Genomic DNA, 18757 nt, shown 5'->3' on the forward strand with positions numbered 1-18757 from the left:
ATACGGAGTAGGGGTTAAACACAAAAAAAGCCCGGGGTTTGGGGCCCCGAGCTTTCTCAATAATCAGCGCCAGCAGTGAGCCAGCCTTACCAGAACTTGTTGGTGCACACCACCTGGGCTTTTTTCTTGAGGCGCAGGCCCACCAGTATTTCGTGGCTGCCGCCGTGGTAGCCAGTGAGGCCGGAGATGCCGGCGTCGTAGGAGTAGCCCACCGTGAGCTGCTCGTAGCTGAGGCCCACCATGCCGACCACCGAGTCGAAGGCGCGCCACGACGCGCCGAACCACAGCAAATCCCGGTACTTAATCTTGGCGTTGAGGTCGACCGAGAGCGGGGCGGGGTTGACGGCCTTGACCAGCACCGACGGCACCAGTGACCAGTCGTCGTCGATGGGCAGCCGCACCCCGGCCGTGGCGAAGTAGTGGCGGCGCAGCGAGTTGCCGGGCGCGCCCGCGTCCACCGAGTTGGGGCCGTAGGAGAAGTTGAGCCGGTTGCCCAGAATCTGCGCGCTGGAGGCCCCGAAGTAGAAATCGGGGCTGTACAACCACACGCCCACCGAGCCGTCGAGCACGCGCGAGGCGGCGCTGGCGGCGCGGGTGGTGGGGTCGAAGAAGTGCAGCTGCTCGCCATCGACGGAAAACTGCTGCATGCCCGCTGACACGCCTAGCGCCAGCCGGATTTTGGGCGTCAGCACCAGGTTGTAGGCGTAGGAGACGTAGGCGCCCGTCCGGCTTGTGGGGCCTGTCACGTCGTTGTAAAGCAGGCCGCCGATGGCGTGGAACGGCCGCACGCGGTCACGGATGGTGCGCTTGCTGGTGCTGCGCCACTTGCCCAGCGAGGAGCTGGCGCTGGCGTAGTAGGTTTTTGGGGCCCCTTCCAGGCCCGTCCACTGGGTGCGGTAGCTCGCCTTGACGTCGATGTAGTCCTCCACGCCCGTCGCGCCCGGGTTCAGGAGGTAGTTGTTGTTCATGTACTGGCTGTACTGCGCCTGCTGCTGGGCCCGGGCCGGCGCGGCGGCCAGCAGCAGCAACGGCAGCAGCAGTAGGTATAAAGCTCTTTTCATAACAGTAAGTGCCTCAGGATTAATGCTAAGAAGAAGGGGCCCGGCCGCAGCATGCGCCGCCGGACGCTTTGTTAATACAGAACCGTAATCGACCCGGCGTAGGACCGGCCCAGGGGCCCCTTCGTCACGACGACGTAGTAATAGGTGCCAACCGGCGCGGGCTGGCCGTTGATGTCGCCGCGCCACTCGTTGGCCCGGCTGTAGTTATCGGTGGAGAAAATCTTATTGCCCCAGCGGTTGAACACGTTCACGGTGTTGTCGGGAAACTGCTCGATGAACTCAATCTGCCAGGTGTCGTCGCGGCCGTCGCCGTTGGGCGTGAAGGCGTTGGGAATGCGGATGGGCGGGCGCACGGTCACGGTCACCTGGTCAGAGCTGGCGCAGCCACCGGCCCCGGCCGAGAGGGTGTAGGTGGTGGTGGCCGTGGGCGCGGCCACGGGGTGCAGCGGGTCGTTGGCCGGAATGGTCAGCCCCGCGGCCGGCGTCCACGTCACGGGGTAGTTGCCGTCGGCCGTGCCTTCCAGCACCACGGAGGTACCCAGCAGAATTTCCTTGTCGGGGCCCGCATTCACTACCACCGGCGGTTGAATGTGCACGCCCACCCCGTTGGAAACCACCGCTACGGGCTGCCCGCAGGCGTTGGTCGTGCGCAGGCGCAGCGTCACAAGCTGGCCGTCGCGCAGCGCCGTGCTGGTGAAGCTGGAGCCCGTGGCCCCGGCCACGTCGTTGCCGTTCACCTGCCATTGGTAGGCGGGGGCCGGGCCGGCTTCCGTCACGCTGGCAATGCTGAACGTGAGCGGCGCGCCCAGGCACACGGGCCCGCCCGGCTGCACGGCAATGGCGAGGGTGGGCGCAGGCGTCGGTGTGCGCGTCACGGTAACCGTGGCCGCGACCAGGTTCGTCGTGACGCACAGCCCCGCCGTGGGCGTCACCTCCACCCGCACTTGGTCGCCGGACACCAGCGTGCTGCTGGTGAACGTGGGCCCGTTGGCCACGGCCACGTTGTTGACGAACCACTGGAAAGCAGGTGCGGGGCCCACGTTCGTAGCCACGGCCGTAAAGGTAAAGGCCGTGCCGGGGCACTGCGCGGGCGGCGTCGCTAGGCTCACGCTGGGCGTCACGAAGGGCTGCACCAGTATCGTCAGCACGTTGGAAACCGCCGTGGAGCAGGTGCCCGTGCCCGACGTTGCCCGGCGCCGGTAGTAGGTGGTGGCCGTAAGTGGGCCGGGCGCATAAGTCAGGCTGGTCGCGCCCGTGACGGGATTCCAATACACATTATCCGTCGAAAATTCCCACTGGTAAGCAAACGTGCCTGCGCCACCGCTGGCCTCGGTGGTGCTGGAGAGCGAAGACGGCGTAGCGCCCGTGCAGATGGTCTGGTTGGCCGAAATGCTGCCCGCATTCAGTGGCGACAACAGCGTCAGGGCAACGGAGGGCGAGTACGCTGGGCCGCAGAGCCCCGACGTCACCCGGCGGCGGTAATAAGTGGTGGCGGTGGGGGTGCCGGGCGCATAATCGGCGCTAGTGGCGCCGGCAATGGCCGTCCAGTTTGAATTATCAGCCGAAACTTCCCACTGATAAGCAAACGTGCCTGTGCCGCCGCTGGCCCCCGCCGTGCTGGTGAAGGGCGCGGGGGCAGCGCCCGGGCACAGCGCCTGGCTAGCGCCGACGGTGCCGGCCGCCAGCGCCGGGGCCACCGTGATGGCCACGACGTTGGAGAAAACCGGGGCGCAGGTGCCGGGCGAACTCGCCCGGCGGCGGAAGTAAGCGGTGGAGCCGAGCGAGCCCGGCGCATAAGCCAGCCCGGTAGCCCCGTTAATGGTGTTCCAGGTTGCGTTGTCCGGCGAGAATTCCCACTGGTAAGCGATGGGCCCCGGGCCGCCCGTAGCCGGTGCTTCGCTGGTGAGGGGAGCCGGTGCCGCGCCGGCACAGATGGCTTGGTTGGCCGCAATGGTACCGGCCGCCAGGGCGGGCAGCACGGTCAGCGTCACGGCGTTGGATACCGCGCCGCAGGGCCCCGACGCCACCCGGCGGCGGAAGTAGGTGGTAGCGGCCAGGGCCCCGGGCGCAAAGGTTTCGTTCGTAGCGCCGGCAACGGCCGTCCAGGTGATGTTGTCCGGCGAAGATTCCCACTGGTAAGCAAACGTGCCGGTGCCGCCCGTGGCCGCTGCGGTGCTCGTGAGTGGCGCGGCGGCGCTGCCGGCGCACACGGTTTGGTCGGCGGCGATGGTGCCGGCCGCCAACACCGGCAGCACGGTGATGGCGACGGATGTCGTAGGTGTGCGCGGGGCGCAGAAACCCGACGTGACCAAGCGCCGGAAATAGGTCGTGGCGGTCAGGGCCCCCGGCGCAAAATTCGGGGCGTTGGCACCGTTGATGTCGGCCCAGGTGGTGTTGTCGGGCGATGATTGCCACTGGTAGCTGAACTGCCCGGTGCCGGCGCCAGCACCGGCCGTGCTGGTGAGCGGCGCCGGCGTAGCCCCGCCGCACAGGGCTTGGGCGGCCCCAATGCTACCCGGCGTGGGGGCCCCAGGCACTCGAATCAGGCCTTGAGATTCACGGCAAAAGCAATTAGTCGTGATGCGCAAGGTCACCGCGTAGTCGCCGGGGGCGGGGTAAGTATGCTTCGGGTTCTCCTCCGCAGATTTGGTGCCGTCGCCAAAATCCCAGGCATATGTCTTTCCGTCGAAATCGATGGGCGGGGCCTGAAAAGTGATTTCCAGGCAAGCCGTGGACCGGTACCCAAAGCCCACCCGCAGCAGCGAGCTTTGGTTGAAGTTGACCAGGCCCAGGCCGCTGCGGCGGCCGCTTAGCCGCAGCGTTAGGCTGTCGTCGGCGTAGCGGGCCTTGGGCCCCAGCGAGTCGGGGAAGGTGATGAAGCCCAGCGCGGGCTGGTTTTCGCGGGCCACGTAAATCTTGCCATCGGGCGCGGCCTGCAGCGAGCCCAGGTTCACCGGTGTGGTTTGCTTAAGCGGAATAACCTGCTTGCCGGCCATGCCGCCGGGGTTGCTGATGTCGAATTGCAGCAGCTGCGGCAGCCGGGGCGGCGCGCCCAGCACGGTGGCGTAGAGCTTACTGCGGCCCGGCGAAAATTCGACGCCGTAGTAGCCACCTTCCTTGGCGTCCAGGATTTTCGGGTTGCTGACCATGCCCGTCCCGGCATCGAAACTAAACAGTTCCACGCTGCTGCTGCTGTCGCCCACGGCCTCGCTGAAGCGGGCCACGGCCAGCTGCTGGCCGTCGGGCGTCACTTTCATCTGCCCGCGGTAGCCCATTGGGGCCACGCTCGCCGCGTGCAGCGAGCCTACCACGGAGATAATCGGCGTCGGGTCGACGCCGGTCGTGCGCACGCGGTAAGCCAGAAACGAATCGCCGCGGTTGGCGGTGCCAGCTTTAGCATTGCCCCAGCCGTGAACGATAATCCAGATGTCGCAGCCGTTCTTGTGAAACACGGCCGTCATTTTCTCGGTGGTGCCCTGGGTAAGTGGCGTGTTCTTGGTGGCGGGCGTTACTGTGCCAGGGCCCCCGCCAGCGGGGATAATAATCTCCGAGTAGCTCAGGCCCTTGGGGCCGCCCTTAGCGTCCTGCGTGAAGATGAGGTAGTGCGTTTCCGCCCCCGGCATCCCTACGGGCGGACTGCCGGGCATCCGGATGGGCAGGGGACCATCGGTGACAAGCCGGTTGCCGCCCATGCCCGTGCCGTTGGTCATGACGGTATGGTTGCCGTTCCAGATGGTGTCGCCGTTGCTGTAAAAGAGAATCTTGCCGTTGCCGTCCGACATCACCCCCGCACCGGCGGGGGCCGTCATCTGGCCATCGGTCAGCACCTTGGGCGGAATGGAATCGGTGGCAGCGTTGAAGTCGAGCCCCGCTTTGTAGCCGAAATACCAGGTATTGGCAAACTTCTGGTCCTGGCTGCACTCCGGGGGAGCCGTTTGCGCCAGGGCCGTGGTGGCCGTGCCGCTCAGCAGCAGAATCAGCGCCAGCAGCCCGCCCGCCGCCCGGCGGGGCTTGGCAACAAGCGAGGTGAGAATTCGGGTAATGGATAGGGTAGAATACGGTAGCGCTGCGGGCATAAAGGAGCAGGTAAGTGGGCAGACAGGTAAGCTGGTGCCCCGGAAGAGAAACACCACTCGTCGCCCTTAAGGAACGGAGCCTGATGACCAGTTATTGCTATAAAAAGCGCTGCTAGTCGGTTTCAAGTAAAGCTACGCATTGCCAGCCAGGTTTGTGCAAGGCAATGCCCGAATAGTGCCGAAGGGGCCCAGCCGCCGCTCCTTCGGCCCCGACTACTGGCCCCGGCCGCGTGGGCGGCTCCCAGTGCTTCTGGTTCGTAGCGCGGGGCAAAGCTCCCGTTTCAGGTGCCAGGCTCTCCCGGGCGTGGCCTGGGCTGCGCGGGCGCCGCCGCGTAGTTTTGCCTGCATGACGGCCATGTACTCTTTCGGGCTGGTTGCTTTGCTGCTCGGGGCCGGCATGGCCTACAGCACCCGCACCGGCAAGCTGACCCGCGCCGCTGCCGGCACGGGGGGCCTGCTGGGCCTGCTCATCTACGGGGGCGCGGGCTTTGGGGGGCTTGGCCTGCTGGCCCTCTTTTTTGGGTTAGGTTCGGCCGCCTCGGCGTGGCAGGGCCCCACGAAGCGCCGGCTCGGGCTGGCCGAAGCCAACAAAGGCCGGCGCACCGCGGGGCAGGTGCTGGCCAATGCGGGCGTGGCGGGGCTGCTCGGGGCGGTGGCCGCGTGCTACCCCGCGCAGGCGCCGCTGGCCCGGCTGATGCTGGCCGGAAGCTTTGCTGCGGCCACGGCCGACACGCTGGCCTCGGAGCTGGGCAACGTCTACGGCCGCCGCTACTACAACGTCCTGACCTGGCGGCCCGACGTGCGGGGCGAGAACGGGGTCGTCAGCCTGGAGGGCACGCTCCTGGGCTTGGCCGGCAGTGCGCTGGTGGCCGGCCTGTACGGCCTGTGCTTCGGCTGGGGCCCGAGCGTCGGGTGGCTGCTCGTGGCCGGCACGGCCGGCAACCTCGCGGATTCGGTGCTGGGGGCTACGCTGGAGCGGCGGCAGCTCGTCAGCAATAATACCGTCAACCTGCTCAATACGCTGGTGGGGGCCCTGGTGGCGGGCGCGCTGTAGCCGCGGCCCGCCACCAGGGCCCCCGCCGCCCGGCCCCGGCCCAATGGGAAAGCTCCGTTGGGTCAATTACTTGGGTTTTTTAGGGCTTCAGAAACGACGAAACGACGCCCCTTTACGTTTCAACCGCTGCCCGATTTCGGGCCGGCGGGAGACGCAAGGGGGCGTCGTTTCGTCGTTTCTGAAGCCTTGAAGTTAATTTAAAGCGCCTCGTTGCCAACGGCTAAAACGCTGCTGGGGCCCTAACGGGGCTAGGCGCGCTGGTAGATGGGCTCCACTTGGCGGAAGTAAGGGTTCACTCCTTCCGCCGATTCCAGATCCAGCAGCATCAGGTCCACGAACTGGTAAGCGTCGGTTTTGCCTTCCAGCACGGGGCCTAGCTCCTGCATGAATTCGGGGCCGGCGGCGTCGCTCTCGAAGGCCAGCAGCAAGCGGGGCGTTTCGGGGGCGTTGGCGAGCTGCATCTGGGCCAGGTAGGCGGTGCGCAGGTGCGGCTGGGTGGCGGCCCAGGCCACCACGGCGTCGGCCACGGCGGTGGGGTAGGCTTCGGGCTGGCTCAGCAGCACCTCGGCGTCGCCGCCGGCGGGTGAGGTGGGGCCGGTGAGCTGGCCGTTAAGCAAGGCCTCAATCTCTTCCTTGGGCAGCAATTTGCCGGCGGGCGAGAACGGGTTCAGCACGCAGTCCTGGCCCTGCACCATGCTAAAAAACGCGTGGCCGGGGATGCGCACGTAGCTGACCTCGCTGGCGTCCTGGCCGCCGTCGGTGAGGCGGCTGGGCGAGGTGAAGATGGGCAATTTGCCGTCGGTGAGCATCTGGAGCTGGATTTGCGCGCCTTCGGCGGGCACCACGTCGCCGGGGCCCACGCCTTCTTCGGGGGCCAGAATCATCAGGATTTCCTCCTGCATCAGGGCCTGGTAGAAGGCCGGGCGGGCCTGCTCCTCGGTGGCGGCCATCAGCAACAGCTGTTCCAGCACATTTTCGGGCTCGAAGGGGAACGGCAGCGGCTCGGGGGCCGGGAAGGGCAGCGGCGTGGCCGATACCGGTGCTGGCTCGGGGGCCGGCGTTTTGAAGTTGGAGCCTTGGTAGCGGGGCCCCGCGGGCCTGGCCGCAACTGGGGCCCCGGCCGGTGCCGGCGCGCTGGGCGTGGTAGGGGCCGAAGCCGGCGCGGCGGCAGGATTGTTCTCGGGCTTATTTTTTAGAAAGTCAAGCAGACCCATGGGGCAAAGAAAAAGAGCAGTGGAATGGGCCGCAAAGTACGGCCCGGACGGGAAAAGGAGGAAAGATAACCTCGCTGAAAATTCAATCTGACCGTCATGCTGAGCTTGTCGAAGCATCTCTACCGCAGCAGTAAATGATTACTTGCGCGCTAGAGATGCGTCGACAAGCTCAGCATGACGGACTTTTTTCTTCTGTCAATTCACCCAGATTAATTAGCCGGCGCTTACTCGCCGGCGGTGGGGCAGGCAGTAAGCTGGCGCTCGACCTCCTGGATGGTGCGGGGCGCGGCGTGGTTGCCCCAGTTGTTCTCGATGTAGTTCAGCAGGTTGGTAAGGCGGGCGGGGCTGAGCTGCTTGTCGTCGACGCGGGCGGCGGGCATCACCTGGTTGTAGAGCACGCCGTTCACCGTCATGGGGCCGTGGGCCCCGCGGCGCAACAGGCAGGGCAGCTCGGCGCGGTGCAGGGCCAGGTAATCGGCCCCGGCCAGCGGCGGAATGAGGCGGCCCAGGCCCTGGCCGGCGTCGCCGTGGCAGCCGGCGCAGGCCTCGGCGTAGAGGCGGGCCCCCTGGTGGCGGTTGTTGGAAAAGCAGCCGGGTAGCGACAGGCAGGCCACCACGCCCAGGGCCCCAAGCCCGAGGCAGCGCCTAATCATTTGGCGGCGGTGGCTTGGGGGTGGCGCTCCGCGATTTCGGCCAGCAGCACGGGCAGCTCCTTTTGCAGGCGGGCTACCTCGTTGGCGTCCAAGCTGTCGTAGAGGCCGCGGACGTGGCCTTGGTCGTCCACCAGGGCAAAGGTGCCGTTGTGAGCGAAGCCGCCGGGGGCCTCCTTGTCGGGCTGGGCGGCGGTGAAAAAGCCTTTGGCCAGGCCGTACACCGTGTCGCGGGCGGTGGCCGAGTGGCCGGTCGTCACAAAGTGCCAGCGCGCGGCGTCCGTTACGCCCAGGCGCTGGGCGTAGTCGTTCAGCACGGGCAGCGAGTCGTGGGCCGGGTCGATAGTGAACGACACGAAGGCCACGCGCGGGTCGGTGGCGTAGGGCTTGAACACCGTGAGCAGGGCCCCGTTCATCTTCGGGCAGATGCCGGGGCAGGTGGCGAAAAAGAAATCGGTGATGTAGGCCCGGCCGGCGAAGGTCTGGTTCGTGACCGGCTGGCCGGCCTGGTCCACGGCTTTAAAGGCGGGGGCGGTGGCAAAAATGGTGTCGGCGGGGCCCCCGTTGGGGTTGGGGCGCACGTCGCGCTCACCCAAAATGGGCAGGCGGGCGGCCTGGTCGGCGGCGGGGCCCGAGCAGGCCGTGAGCAGGGCGGCGGCCAGCGCGGGGGCCAGCCAAAAGCGAATCGACATAGCTTACTTGGTAGCGGGGGCGGGGGTGCCCGGCGCTTGCTTCAACAACGCGGCGGCCGAATCGATGGTGCCGCGCATTTGCTTTTCCACGGCTTGCAGCTTGGCTTGCTGCTGCTGGATGTAGGCCAGGCGGGCCGGGGCGGGCGTGGTGGCGGTGTCGGGGGCGTGGTAGCCGTGCATCCAGGCCATCATGGCGTTGTCGGCGGCTTGCAGGCCGCGCACGTAGGGCCCCGCGTTGGCGGGCTTGGCCGTAGCAATTTGCTGGCGCAGCTCAAACAGGCGGCCGGCCTGGGCCATCACCGAGTCGTGGCGGTCCATGAGCAAATCTTCGGCGGTGCGGGCCGCGGCGGCCGGCGAATCGGCGGTGGTGGTGGGCGAGCAGGCGGCCAGGCCGGCGGCGGCCGCCAGGGCCCCGAGTAGGGTTTTGGGAACAAATGCCTTCATGCCGCAAAGGTACCGGTCTGCGGCGTGACCACTGCGGCCCGGCCCGGGCCATCCCCTGCAATCTTACGCTGTCAATTTAATAATCCAATTGTTCGCAGCTCAGCGGTCATTTGCTCATACGACGTCACCAGAATAGTCTTTATTCCGAGTTGATCGGCCCCTTTTATATTGTCAATGTTGTCATCAAGAAAAACGACTTGCTGGGGGTTCACTTGCAAGTAGTCAAGAACGATTTGGTAGGCTTCCGCATCTGGCTTCCTTTCTTTCAATTCGTGGGAACTGAATACTTTTTGAAAGTAACGTAAAGTGTCAGCATATTTTATTTTCCACACACCGCTATGAATACTATTTGTATTCGTCAAGGCAACAAGTTGGTAATGCTGTTTCAACTTGGCAAGCAAGGCGTCAATTCCACGGTACGTATCAAGGTACAAGTCACACCAACCTTCGTCAAACACTTGGTCTGTAAGCGTCAATCCTAATCTTTTTGAGATTTTAACTCGGAATTCTTTTGGTGTGATTTCATCTTTTTCAAATTTGACGAAAATATCGTCGAATCGAAATTTGCTTTTTATTTCAGCATACTGTCCGCTCGATGCATTTGCCCAAAACTGAAAAACCTTGTCAAAGGAAAGGTCAAAAACAACTTTTCCTAAATCAAAAATTATTGCTTTATACGTGTTCATTTAAGCAAATGAAGTTCTAAAGATATTGTTAGCTCCGTTACATTGGGAGCGGCGTCCAAGTTAGTAACGCACAGCTTTTGGCTTGCCGCTACTATGCAACGCTATGAGCCAATGACGATTCCTAGCACGACTCCCGCTATGTCTACTATCTGTGCCGCTTAGGGTGCTGGAAGAATTCAAACGGGCCCTTGGGCCGCCGGGCAGCGGTTACCAGGCAGCCGGGGCCGCCGCTAAACCCCACGGGGCCCCGGCCGTTACTAAAATTCGCACCACCTAATCCTTTGTCAATGCAAACCCGCACCCTCGGCCGCTCCGGCCTCACGGTTTCCGCCCTCGGCCTCGGCTGCATGGGCATGTCCGATTTTTATGGCCAGCAAGACGACGCCGAAAGCATCCGGACCCTGCACCGGGCCGTGGAGCTGGGCGTCACCTTCTTCGACACGGCCGACATGTACGGCCCCTTCAAAAACGAGGAGCTGCTGGCCCAGGCCTTCAAGGGCAAGCGCGACCAAGTGCTGATTGCCACCAAGTTTGGCATCGTGCGCGACCCTGAGGACCCCACCAAGCGCGGCATCAACGGCCGGCCCGAGTACGTGAAATCGGCCTGTGAAGCCAGCCTCAAGCGCCTCGGCACCGACCACATCGACCTTTACTACCAGCACCGCGTGGACGCCAGCACGCCCATTGAGGAAACCGTGGGCGCCATGAGCCGCCTTGTGGAAGAAGGCAAGGTGCGCTACCTGGGCCTGAGCGAGGCCGCCCCCGCCACCCTGCGCCGGGCCGCGGCCACGCACCCCATCGCCGCCCTGCAAACCGAGTACAGCCTCTGGAGCCGCGAGCCGGAGGATGAAATATTGCCCACGTGCCGCGAGCTGGGCATCGGCTTTGTGCCGTACTCGCCGCTGGGCCGGGGCTTCCTGACGGGCCAAATCCAGCAGTTTGAGGACCTGGCGGCCGACGATTACCGCCGCTTTACGCCGCGCTTCCAAGGCGAAAATTTCCAGAAAAACCTCGACCTCGTGGCCCGCATCAACGACCTGGCCAAGCAAAAAAACTGTACGCCCGGCCAGTTGGCCCTGGCTTGGGTGCTGGCCCAGGGCGACGACGTGGTGCCTATCCCCGGCACCAAGCGCGTGGCCTACCTCGAAGAAAACCTGGGGGCCCTGGCAATCAGCCTCTCCAAGGGCGAACTGGCCCAGCTCGACGAAATTGCCCCCAAGGGCGTGGCCGCCGGCAGCCGCTACCCCACGGCCATGATGGGCTCGGTAAACGGCTGATTAATGTGAAAATGTGCGGGATGTGGTGATGTGAGAATGGAATAATTATTAATCCTCACATCGCCACATCCCGCACATTTTCACATCAGAGATTTTACTGCGTGGGCAGTAGGTCAATCCAGCCGTCTTCGCTGACGACGACGGCCAGGCACGGGTACTGGCTGCTGTTGACGTAGCGCACGGCCGAGTTGTAGCGCGAGCCGCGCGAAGAGTCGCCTTTTTCGGTGGCCAGGCCGTCGAGGATGGCCCCGATGGAGTGGCACACGCCGGTGGGCTCGATGAACACAGCCCCGTCGATGTTGGTGACTAAGCGCAGCACCGTGGGCGTGATGATGCGCGGGGCCACCCGGAAGCTCTGGCGGCTCAGGCGCTGTGCTTCCTGGGCGGCGCCGGCGCTGAACACCAGGATGGTACCCGTGGGCTGGGTACTGGCGCTGGCCGTTAGGGCCCAGAGGTAATCCACGCTGTCAGCGTCGAGCGACGGAAACACGCGGCGCACCGTGCGGCCGAAGTTGTCGGCCGCCACGCGGCCCTGGGGCAGGCGCGGCGTGTTGCTCACTACGCGCATGAGCACGTGGCCGGCGTGGCTCATTTCCCAGCTGTAGTGGTGGGTAAAATTGACGGTGACCAGGGCCTCGTAGCGCGGGTCGTTCTCGCTCACCAGCTGCCCCAGCCCGAACACGTGCGAGGCGTCCGACACCAGGGCCGTGGCGTCTTCGCTCAGCTCCAGCAGCTTGCGGATGGAGCGGTGGTCGCGCAGGGTCACGGGCGTTTCGAGGGTGAGCACCGGCACGATGGCCGGGTGCTGGCGGCGGGCCACCAGCAGCGTGCCCACGCCCTCGCTGCCCTCGTGGCGCAGGGCGGCCACGCCGTTGCAGGCGTCGTACAGGCCCTGGGTGCCGGCGGGGCCGGCGCGCAGCATCAGGCGGCGGCCGGCGCTGCGCAGCACTTCGTTGTAGTCGCGGTCGAGGGCGGGCTGCTCGTTGTCGGCGGTGTCGGCCTCGCGCAGGGCCCGGGTGCAGTCGTGCAAAAACTCCAGCACTGCGGCGTGCAGCAAGTTGGCCGGCCGCTGTCCGCCCGACTTGGGAATGGCGTAGTAGCTGCCGTAGCAGTCGTCGGCCACTTGCAGTACTACCGTCACGAGGTAGCCTTGCAAGTTCACGGGCACCGAGCAGAACGAGTGGCGGTTTTCCTTGCGCTCGGCCGTGAGGGCGCGCAGGGTGCTTTCGGTGGCCTGGCACACCAGTTCGTACCAGCGCTGCTTTTCGTAGCGGTCGTGGTCGTTGGGGTGCAGGTGGTACACCACGTCGCGGGGCCCCGCGTCGGCCTCCAGGGCGGCGGCGCGGGCCTTGATACCGGCAAAGCTGTGGGCCCCATAGCGGACGCTCTGGGGTTCGAGCACAACGCCGGCCGGTTCGTCAGCCTCGCGGGCCGAGGCCAGGCCCAGCAAAAAAACCTCCGGCCGCAGGTTGCGGTCCAACAGGTTAAAAACGCCTTCGGCAAACAACTGGGCCGAAACCCGGAATAAACTTTGGTGTTCCCACATGGGCAGAAAAGGGGGCCGGGGCAGTGGCGGCTTCGGCGCTGCGTTGGCGTACGGAAAACAAAGGTCAACGGTGGCAAGCCGGACAAAATAACTGCCAGGGCGTGCCCAAAGCCGAGGACTTTTCGTATCTTCGGGGTACCCGAGGGCCCCGGTTACGACGACCCATTCCCACCCCCATCCCCGCGCCTATGCTCTTCGTCGACATGCTCTTCGTGATGGTGGTGGCCATTTCGTTCATTCCCATCCTCACCGGCTACTGCGCTTATAACTACGGGCGCTCGTTCTGGCTCTGGTTTGCGCTGGGCTGGGTGCTGCCGCTGGCCTCGTTCTTTTTGCTCACCGCCCTCATCCTGCGCGAGCAACTCGACCCCGGCCGCCGCCTGCTGGCCGACGCACGCCTGATTTTGCGCGACGCCGAACAGGCCAAGAAGGTGGTGAAAGAGGAGTAGGGCAGGGGAGTGCGCTGCACGGCCTGCGCCGCGTTGACGAAAGGATAGTCCGGCAAGAAAACAAGTGCGGAAGCTGGCCATGTTTGTTCGAGCATTCAGTTGTAAACCAATGCGGCAAGGCCCTTATTCAGTGGAGTTCAGAGCGGTGATGCAAGGAGATGATCCCCGCACTGCTGACCAAGTGCGCTTAACATAAAAAGGCTTATAAGCGCCATCTTGGAATCAGTGCCGTTTTCGGTGCCATCTTGTTGCTACGGCCCGCGTGGTACTTTTCCATTAATGAGACTTGCTGAACTTACAATAATGCCCAGCCTCTCACTGGTTCGCCTGGGCTACCTTATTTTTGCGTATAACTGCACTGTTAGTCAAGCTTTAAGTATCTTCTAACATTCCTATCGTTTTCGTATTCTCCTTAAAACCATGAAGCAGCTTTTCTTTCTATTGCTAGCGGTTACCAGCGCGCAGATAGCGACCGCTCAAACTCAGTCGGTGTGTTACCCTGGCTTAAGTAAAACGCTGGACAGCTTGGCCTCTGCCGACCAACGCCCGATGCAAGAGATGATGCGCCGGGGCCAAATGCCGGATAGTACGATGCAGCGGTTGGTAGCCGAGGAAAAAGCTACTTTCGCCCGACATCAGCCTGTTTTAGAAGCAATTCTCTGTCGCTACTGCTATCCGGGCGTCCAGCAGGTTGGCGAGCAAAGCGCCACTAATTTTTGGCTGTTAGTGCAACATGCGGATGCCTATCCGGAATTTCAGCGTCAAGTGCTGCACATGATGCTGATGCAGGTAGCCCTCAAAAATATCAACCCCATCAACTACGCCTATCTCACCGACCGAGTAGCAGAAAATGCTGGTCAGCCTCAAGAATATGGCACGCAAGTCAATTATGAGGGAACTGGTATTGGGAAGGCAGTTCCCAAATCACTACGCGACCCAACTACTGTGAACAAGCGTCGGGCTATGATTGGGATGGAACCGTTAGAGAGCTACTTAGACAAGGTGAATAGAGCGCATGAGGAAATGAACAAGCCACACTCCGTAACTAATTAGCAATAACCTAATTGGAGATTTTACGAGCTGCAAACCACCGTTCACAACTCGTAAAAACCAGGCCGAACCTTCTCCAAGGCCCAACCGGTGATACGGGTTCGGGTACTTCGGTTGAAAACCCGATGGGAAAGCTCACGACCCGCCGCTGCCCAGGGCCCCTAGCACGCCTGCCGCCGCGCCGGCCCCGCTGGCCAGGCAGCCTTGCAGCAGGTAGCCGCCGGTGGGGGCCTCCCAGTCCAGCATTTCGCCGGCCAGGTAGGTGCCCGGGCGGCGGCGCAGCATCAGGTGCTCATCGAGTTCGGCCCAAGCCACGCCGCCGGCCGTGGAGATGGCCTCGTCGAGCGGGCGCAGGCCGGCCACGGGCAGCGGCAAGTGGCTGAGCAGCTGCGCCAAAGCGTCGGGCGCAAGCGCGGCCGCGTCGGGTTGCACCTCGCGCAGCAGGGTGGGGACGGGGGGCCCCAGGTGCAGGGTTTTCTTGAGGAAATCGGCCCACGAGGCCTTGCCGCGCGGGGCCCCCAGCTTGCGGAGCAGGGCGGGGGCGGGCAGGTCGGGCTTCAGGTGGAGGTGCAGCACGGCGGGGCCCCCGGCGGCCAGCGCCGCCCGCACCTGCGGCGTGAGGGCGTACACGGGCGTGCCCTCCAGGCCGTAGTCGGTCAGCATCAGTTCGCCGCGCACTTCGGGGCCCTCGTTCACGCGCAGGGCAATGTTTTTGAGCGGCTGGCGGCCCACCTTCTCCCGGAAAAAAGCCGACCATGCCACTTCGGCCCCGCAGTTGGCCGGGGCGAAGGGCAAAACTTCCACGCCAATGGCGCGCAGCAGTGGGGCCCAGGTGCCGTCGGAGCCGGTTTTGGCCCAGCTGGCGCCGCCCAGGGCCAGCACCGTAGCGGCGGGCTCGGCGGTGAACTCCTCGCCGGTGGCCTCGCGGCGCAGGCGCAGGCCGCGGGGCCCCGCAAAGCCGAGCCAGCGGTGGCGGGTGTGCAGCGCCACGCCCAGGGCCCCCAGGCGGGCCAGCCAGGCGCGCAGCACGTCGGCGGGCTTGTGGGCGGGCACGGGGAAGATGCGCCCGCTGGTGCCCACGAAGGTTGCGATGCCCAAGTCGGCGGCCCAGGCGCGCAATTCGGTGGGCCCGAAGTGGGCCAGCAGGGCCCCAAAGTGCCCAGCCGCGGGCCCGTACTGGGCGGCGAAGCGAACCGCGTCGGCCTCGGCATTGCTCAGGTTGAAGCCGCCGTGCCCGGCCACCAGAAACTTGCGCCCCACCGTGGCCTGGGCCTCGAACACGCGCACCCGGTGGCCGGCCTCGGCCAGGCGCTGGGCGGCCAGCAGGCCGGCCGGGCCGCCGCCTACCACGGCCACAAACGAAGAATCATCACTACCCATTACGGCCAGAACCTTAGGAAACCAGGCCCAAAATTACGGCCTGCCCCGCCCCGGGGCCCCAACCTCCGTCCGCGGCCGCCCGTTAAGTCCGGCCATGAGTCCTTATACCATCCTCATCGGCCTGAGCCTGGCCGTGGTGCTGTCGTACCTGTTCGACCTCGCCGCCAAGGCCACCAAAGTGCCGTCGGTGCTGCTGCTGCTGGCCGGCATTGCCTTCGGGCAGGCCACGGCCTACTGGCACTGGCCGGTGCACTTCCCGCCGGTGCTGCTCTAGATTTTGGGCATTGTGGGCCTGATCCTCATCGTGCTCGAAGGCTCGCTCGACCTGCGCCTGACCCGCGACAAGGGCCCCGTGGTGCGGCGCTCGTTTCTGGCGGCGGCGGCCATTCTGGTGGCGGCCTCTACGGCCATTGCCGCGCTATTGCACTTCTACACCGGCGCCGGCTGGCAGAGCTGCCTGGCCAACGCCGTGGCCCTCTCCGTGGTGAGCAGCGCGGTGGCCATCCCCAGCGTGGCCGGCCTCACGGCTGAAAAAAAGGAGTTCATTATCTACGAAAGCACGTTTTCCGACATCCTGGGCATCATGCTGTTCAACTTTGCCCTGCAAGACAACTTCGCGCAGGGCGTGTCGCTGGTCACGTTCGGGGCCGATATTCTGGCCGTGCTGGCGGTGGCCGTGCTGAGCACCGCGGCGCTGGCATTTCTGCTGGCGCGGCTGCGCGGGCACATCAAATTTTTCCTGCTGTTCGCGTTTTTGGTGCTCATGTATAGCTTGGCCAAACAGCTGCACCTCTCCTCGTTGGTGCTGGTGCTGGTGTTCGGGCTGGCCGTCAACAACGCCGACCTGTTCTTGCGGGGCCGCCGCCTGCAAAGCTGGTTGCACCCCAACGAGCTGGTGTCCGAGCTGGGCCAGCTCAAGAGCCTCACCGCCGAGTCGGCGTTTTTGGTGCGCACGTTCTTCTTCCTCGCCTTCGGGTTTTCCATCAACCTCTCCAATCTGCTCAACGGGCACTTGCTGTGGCAGGGCCTGCTGGTGGTGGCCGTGCTCACCTTTGTTCGCTACCTGTACCTGCGCTTCGTGGCCGGCACCGACCTGGTGCCCGAGCTGTTTATCGCTCCTAAGGGCCTGATTTCGGTGCTGTTGTTCTACAGCATCCCGGCCCCGCTGCTCATCGGCGAAGTCAGCGAAACCCTCATGTTCCTCGTCATCCTCCTCACCGGCGTGCTGATGATGGTGGGCCTACAACTCGTGCCCAAAGGCGTGCCGCTGGAAGGGGAGGTGTAACTGTAGCGTGGACGCTGCAAGTCCGCGCGTTGCCCAATAATCGTTTGGCAATTATCGGCAGGACGAAGCGAGCATCGCGGACTCTGCGAGTCCACGCTACACTTGGCTGTCGTGGATGAGTTGGTGGCGGTAGCGGGCCAGGATGGCCGATTTGAGGATGAAGCCTAGGTAGCGGCCGTCCTCCTCGCACACGGGCAGGGCATAGGCGCCGTGGCGGTCGAGCAGGGCCAGGGTGTGCTCCAAGTCGTCGGCGGGGCCCACCACGGCCAGGGGCGGGGTCATCAGGTCGCGGGCCAGAATGGTGGCGTAGTGTTCGTCGTCGAACAGCGCGTCGCGCACCGCATCGAGGCTGATAACGCCCAGCAGCCGCCCGCCCGCCGCCACCACCGGAAACAAGTTGCGCGAGGCGTGCCGGAAAATGTCCACCAGCTCGCCCAGCGTGGTGGTGGGGCGCACCGGCACGAAGTCGGTTTCGAGCAGCTTGCGCGGGTCGAGCTGGGCCAGCAGGCCCTGGTCGCGGTTGGCGTACACGTCCACGCCCTGGTAGATGAGCTTTTTGGTGTACACCGAGTACGGCTCGAAATATTTGGTAATCAGGTACGACGAGCTGCTCACCACCATCAGCGGCACAAACAGTGCGTAGCCGCCCGTGATTTCGGCGATGAGGAAAATAGCCGTCAGCGGCGCGTGCACCACGCCCGCCAGCGTGCCGGCCATGCCCAGCACAATAAAGTGCACTTCCGGAATCTGCACCAAGCCGCTCATGTTCAGCAACCTAGCAAAGAAAAACCCCGCCAGGGCCCCCGAGAACAGCGACGAGCCGAACATGCCGCCGTTGCCGCCCGCGCCCACCGTGATGCTCGTGGCCACCACCTTTAGCAGCATGCTGAACACCACCAGCACCAGCAGCAGCCAGGGGTTTTGGTCCTGGTACACCGAGAAAATACTGCCGTCGGTGAGGTGGCTCGACTTGCCGGCCAGCAGCAGCTCCACCGTGTTGTAGCCCTCGCCGTAGAGCGTCGGAAACAGGAACACGAGGGCCCCCAGCGCCGTGCCGCCCAGCAGCACCTTGCGCCAGTCGAGGCCGGGCCAGCGGGCAAACAAGCGGTCGAACCAGTAGTAGGTCCGGATCATATAGACCGAAAAAAACGCCGTGAACAGGCCCAGCAGCACGTAAAACGGCACCGCGTTCACGGGCCAGCTCGTGGTGATGAGCACGAACGGCTGGCCCGCGTACAGCGCCTTCGACACCACCGTGGCCGTGGCCGAGGAAATGAGCAGCGGGATGAAGTACTGCGCCGGCAGCTCCAGCAGAATGGTTTCGACCGCGAACAGCACCCCCGCGATGGGCGAGTTGAAGATGGCCGCCAGGCCCGCCGCCGCCCCGCACCCCGTCAGCAAGCGCCGCCGCCGCCGGTCCAGGTGCAGCACCCGGCCGGCGTTCGAGCCCAGGGCCGAACCCGTGACGGTAATCGGGGCCTCCGTGCCCGCCGAGCCCCCAAAGCTCACCGTGAGAAAGGCCGTAATCAACTGCGAGTACAGCTTGGAGCGCGGCACCACGCTGCCCTCGCGGGCCGTGTTGTAGATGATGGGCGCAATGCCGCGGCCCAGGTTGCCGTGCAGCAAGTACTTGGTAACCAAGGCCGTGAGCGTGATGCCGATGATGGGGTAGAGCGACAGCGCAAACACCCGCTGCGGCTCGGCCACGGCGTCTTGCAGCAGCCGGGCCACGGTGCGCACGCTGGTTTTGAGGAGCACCGCCGCCAGGCCCGCGCCCGCGCCCACCAACACGCTGAGGATGAGCATGTACATCCGCTCGCTGATGTGACGGGCCCGCCACACCAGCAGCGGGCGCAGCAGGCGGTGGACGGTCAGGGTCGGCATGGCGGCGGG

At 64.7% G+C, this 18757-nt stretch carries 16 protein-coding genes; 6 read left to right on the forward strand and 10 right to left on the reverse strand.

Going from position 1 to position 18757, the window contains the following annotated elements; genetic code table 11:
* Positions 1-86: 86 nt before the first annotated feature.
* Positions 87-1061 (reverse strand): PorP/SprF family type IX secretion system membrane protein, encoded by a 975-nt coding sequence (locus AXW84_RS07375; RefSeq protein WP_068230772.1) that lies wholly within the window; start codon positions 1059-1061, stop codon positions 87-89.
* 71 nt (positions 1062-1132) lie between these two features.
* Positions 1133-5137, reverse strand: a complete 4005-nt coding sequence (locus tag AXW84_RS07380) for a gliding motility-associated C-terminal domain-containing protein (protein WP_068230774.1) — start codon at positions 5135-5137, stop codon at positions 1133-1135.
* 346 nt (positions 5138-5483) lie between these two features.
* On the opposite strand from AXW84_RS07380, the gene AXW84_RS07385 reads away from it, so the two are divergent.
* Positions 5484-6191, forward strand: coding sequence for a DUF92 domain-containing protein (locus AXW84_RS07385; RefSeq protein ID WP_071891097.1), 708 nt, complete (start codon positions 5484-5486; stop codon positions 6189-6191).
* A gap of 248 nt (positions 6192-6439) precedes the next feature.
* Here AXW84_RS07385 and AXW84_RS07390 read toward each other — a convergent pair whose 3' ends face one another.
* From AXW84_RS07390 to AXW84_RS07410, 5 genes are all read right to left on the reverse strand, one after another.
* Positions 6440-7405: an enhanced serine sensitivity protein SseB C-terminal domain-containing protein gene (locus AXW84_RS07390; RefSeq protein ID WP_068230778.1), complete on the reverse strand. Its 966-nt coding sequence runs from the start codon at positions 7403-7405 to the stop codon at positions 6440-6442.
* Positions 7406-7629: 224 nt separating this feature from the next.
* Entirely contained in the window at positions 7630-8058 is a 429-nt protein-coding gene (locus AXW84_RS07395) for a c-type cytochrome (protein WP_068230782.1), read from the reverse strand.
* Positions 8055-8747, reverse strand: coding sequence for an SCO family protein (locus tag AXW84_RS07400; protein WP_068230785.1), 693 nt, complete (start codon positions 8745-8747; stop codon positions 8055-8057). Before AXW84_RS07400 ends, AXW84_RS07395 begins: the two co-directional genes overlap by 4 nt.
* A 3-nt stretch (positions 8748-8750) precedes the next feature.
* Positions 8751-9191 carry a hypothetical protein gene (locus tag AXW84_RS07405; RefSeq protein WP_068230789.1) on the reverse strand — a complete coding sequence of 147 codons (441 nt, stop codon included), beginning with the start codon at positions 9189-9191 and terminating at the stop codon, positions 8751-8753.
* Positions 9192-9262: 71 nt separating this feature from the next.
* Positions 9263-9877: an HAD family hydrolase gene (locus AXW84_RS07410; RefSeq protein WP_068230792.1), complete on the reverse strand. Its 615-nt coding sequence runs from the start codon at positions 9875-9877 to the stop codon at positions 9263-9265.
* Positions 9878-10164: 287 nt separating this feature from the next.
* On the opposite strand from AXW84_RS07410, the gene AXW84_RS07415 reads away from it, so the two are divergent.
* A complete protein-coding gene (locus tag AXW84_RS07415) occupies positions 10165-11154 on the forward strand; it encodes an aldo/keto reductase (RefSeq protein WP_068230795.1) in 990 nt (329 codons plus the stop codon).
* Between the two features lie 94 nt (positions 11155-11248).
* On the opposite strand, the gene AXW84_RS07420 is transcribed toward AXW84_RS07415, so the two are convergent.
* On the reverse strand, positions 11249-12700 hold the full coding sequence (locus tag AXW84_RS07420) for a diadenylate cyclase (RefSeq protein ID WP_068230798.1): 1452 nt from the start codon (positions 12698-12700) through the stop codon (positions 11249-11251).
* 188 nt (positions 12701-12888) lie between these two features.
* Between AXW84_RS07420 and AXW84_RS07425 the strand changes: the two genes are divergently transcribed.
* Together AXW84_RS07425 and AXW84_RS07430 are read left to right on the forward strand one after the other, a co-directional pair.
* Positions 12889-13149 carry a hypothetical protein gene (locus AXW84_RS07425; protein WP_068230801.1) on the forward strand — a complete coding sequence of 87 codons (261 nt, stop codon included), beginning with the start codon at positions 12889-12891 and terminating at the stop codon, positions 13147-13149.
* A gap of 420 nt (positions 13150-13569) precedes the next feature.
* The gene (locus tag AXW84_RS07430) at positions 13570-14202 is read left to right on the forward strand and encodes a DUF6624 domain-containing protein (RefSeq protein ID WP_068230804.1); all 633 of its coding nucleotides are present in this window, start codon (positions 13570-13572) and stop codon (positions 14200-14202) included.
* 132 nt (positions 14203-14334) lie between these two features.
* On the opposite strand, the gene AXW84_RS07435 is transcribed toward AXW84_RS07430, so the two are convergent.
* On the reverse strand, positions 14335-15579 hold the full coding sequence (locus tag AXW84_RS07435) for an NAD(P)/FAD-dependent oxidoreductase (RefSeq protein WP_068230807.1): 1245 nt from the start codon (positions 15577-15579) through the stop codon (positions 14335-14337).
* Positions 15580-15673: 94 nt separating this feature from the next.
* Between AXW84_RS07435 and AXW84_RS23925 the strand changes: the two genes are divergently transcribed.
* Together AXW84_RS23925 and AXW84_RS07445 are read left to right on the forward strand one after the other, a co-directional pair.
* Positions 15674-15853 (forward strand): hypothetical protein, encoded by a 180-nt coding sequence (locus AXW84_RS23925; RefSeq protein WP_068230810.1) that lies wholly within the window; start codon positions 15674-15676, stop codon positions 15851-15853.
* Positions 15854-15865: 12 nt separating this feature from the next.
* Positions 15866-16864, forward strand: coding sequence for a cation:proton antiporter domain-containing protein (locus tag AXW84_RS07445; RefSeq protein WP_157886875.1), 999 nt, complete (start codon positions 15866-15868; stop codon positions 16862-16864).
* Between the two features lie 96 nt (positions 16865-16960).
* Here AXW84_RS07445 and AXW84_RS07450 read toward each other — a convergent pair whose 3' ends face one another.
* Positions 16961-18748 carry a chloride channel protein gene (locus AXW84_RS07450; RefSeq protein ID WP_068230817.1) on the reverse strand — a complete coding sequence of 596 codons (1788 nt, stop codon included), beginning with the start codon at positions 18746-18748 and terminating at the stop codon, positions 16961-16963.
* Positions 18749-18757: the final 9 nt, after the last annotated feature.

It is taken from the genome of Hymenobacter sp. PAMC 26628, assembly GCF_001562275.1.
Lineage (GTDB): Bacteria > Bacteroidota > Bacteroidia > Cytophagales > Hymenobacteraceae > Hymenobacter.

Coding starts and splice junctions, on each gene's coding strand:
- AXW84_RS07375 (WP_068230772.1), bottom strand. CDS start 1,061: ATGAAAAGAGCTTTATACCTACTGCTGCTGCCGTTGCTGCTGCTGGCC.
- AXW84_RS07380 (WP_068230774.1), bottom strand. CDS start 5,137: ATGCCCGCAGCGCTACCGTATTCTACCCTATCCATTACCCGAATTCTC.
- AXW84_RS07385 (WP_071891097.1), top strand. CDS start 5,484: ATGACGGCCATGTACTCTTTCGGGCTGGTTGCTTTGCTGCTCGGGGCC.
- AXW84_RS07390 (WP_068230778.1), bottom strand. CDS start 7,405: ATGGGTCTGCTTGACTTTCTAAAAAATAAGCCCGAGAACAATCCTGCC.
- AXW84_RS07395 (WP_068230782.1), bottom strand. CDS start 8,058: ATGATTAGGCGCTGCCTCGGGCTTGGGGCCCTGGGCGTGGTGGCCTGC.
- AXW84_RS07400 (WP_068230785.1), bottom strand. CDS start 8,747: ATGTCGATTCGCTTTTGGCTGGCCCCCGCGCTGGCCGCCGCCCTGCTC.
- AXW84_RS07405 (WP_068230789.1), bottom strand. CDS start 9,191: ATGAAGGCATTTGTTCCCAAAACCCTACTCGGGGCCCTGGCGGCCGCC.
- AXW84_RS07410 (WP_068230792.1), bottom strand. CDS start 9,877: ATGAACACGTATAAAGCAATAATTTTTGATTTAGGAAAAGTTGTTTTT.
- AXW84_RS07415 (WP_068230795.1), top strand. CDS start 10,165: ATGCAAACCCGCACCCTCGGCCGCTCCGGCCTCACGGTTTCCGCCCTC.
- AXW84_RS07420 (WP_068230798.1), bottom strand. CDS start 12,700: ATGTGGGAACACCAAAGTTTATTCCGGGTTTCGGCCCAGTTGTTTGCC.
- AXW84_RS07425 (WP_068230801.1), top strand. CDS start 12,889: ATGCTCTTCGTCGACATGCTCTTCGTGATGGTGGTGGCCATTTCGTTC.
- AXW84_RS07430 (WP_068230804.1), top strand. CDS start 13,570: ATGAAGCAGCTTTTCTTTCTATTGCTAGCGGTTACCAGCGCGCAGATA.
- AXW84_RS07435 (WP_068230807.1), bottom strand. CDS start 15,579: ATGGGTAGTGATGATTCTTCGTTTGTGGCCGTGGTAGGCGGCGGCCCG.
- AXW84_RS23925 (WP_068230810.1), top strand. CDS start 15,674: ATGAGTCCTTATACCATCCTCATCGGCCTGAGCCTGGCCGTGGTGCTG.
- AXW84_RS07450 (WP_068230817.1), bottom strand. CDS start 18,748: ATGCCGACCCTGACCGTCCACCGCCTGCTGCGCCCGCTGCTGGTGTGG.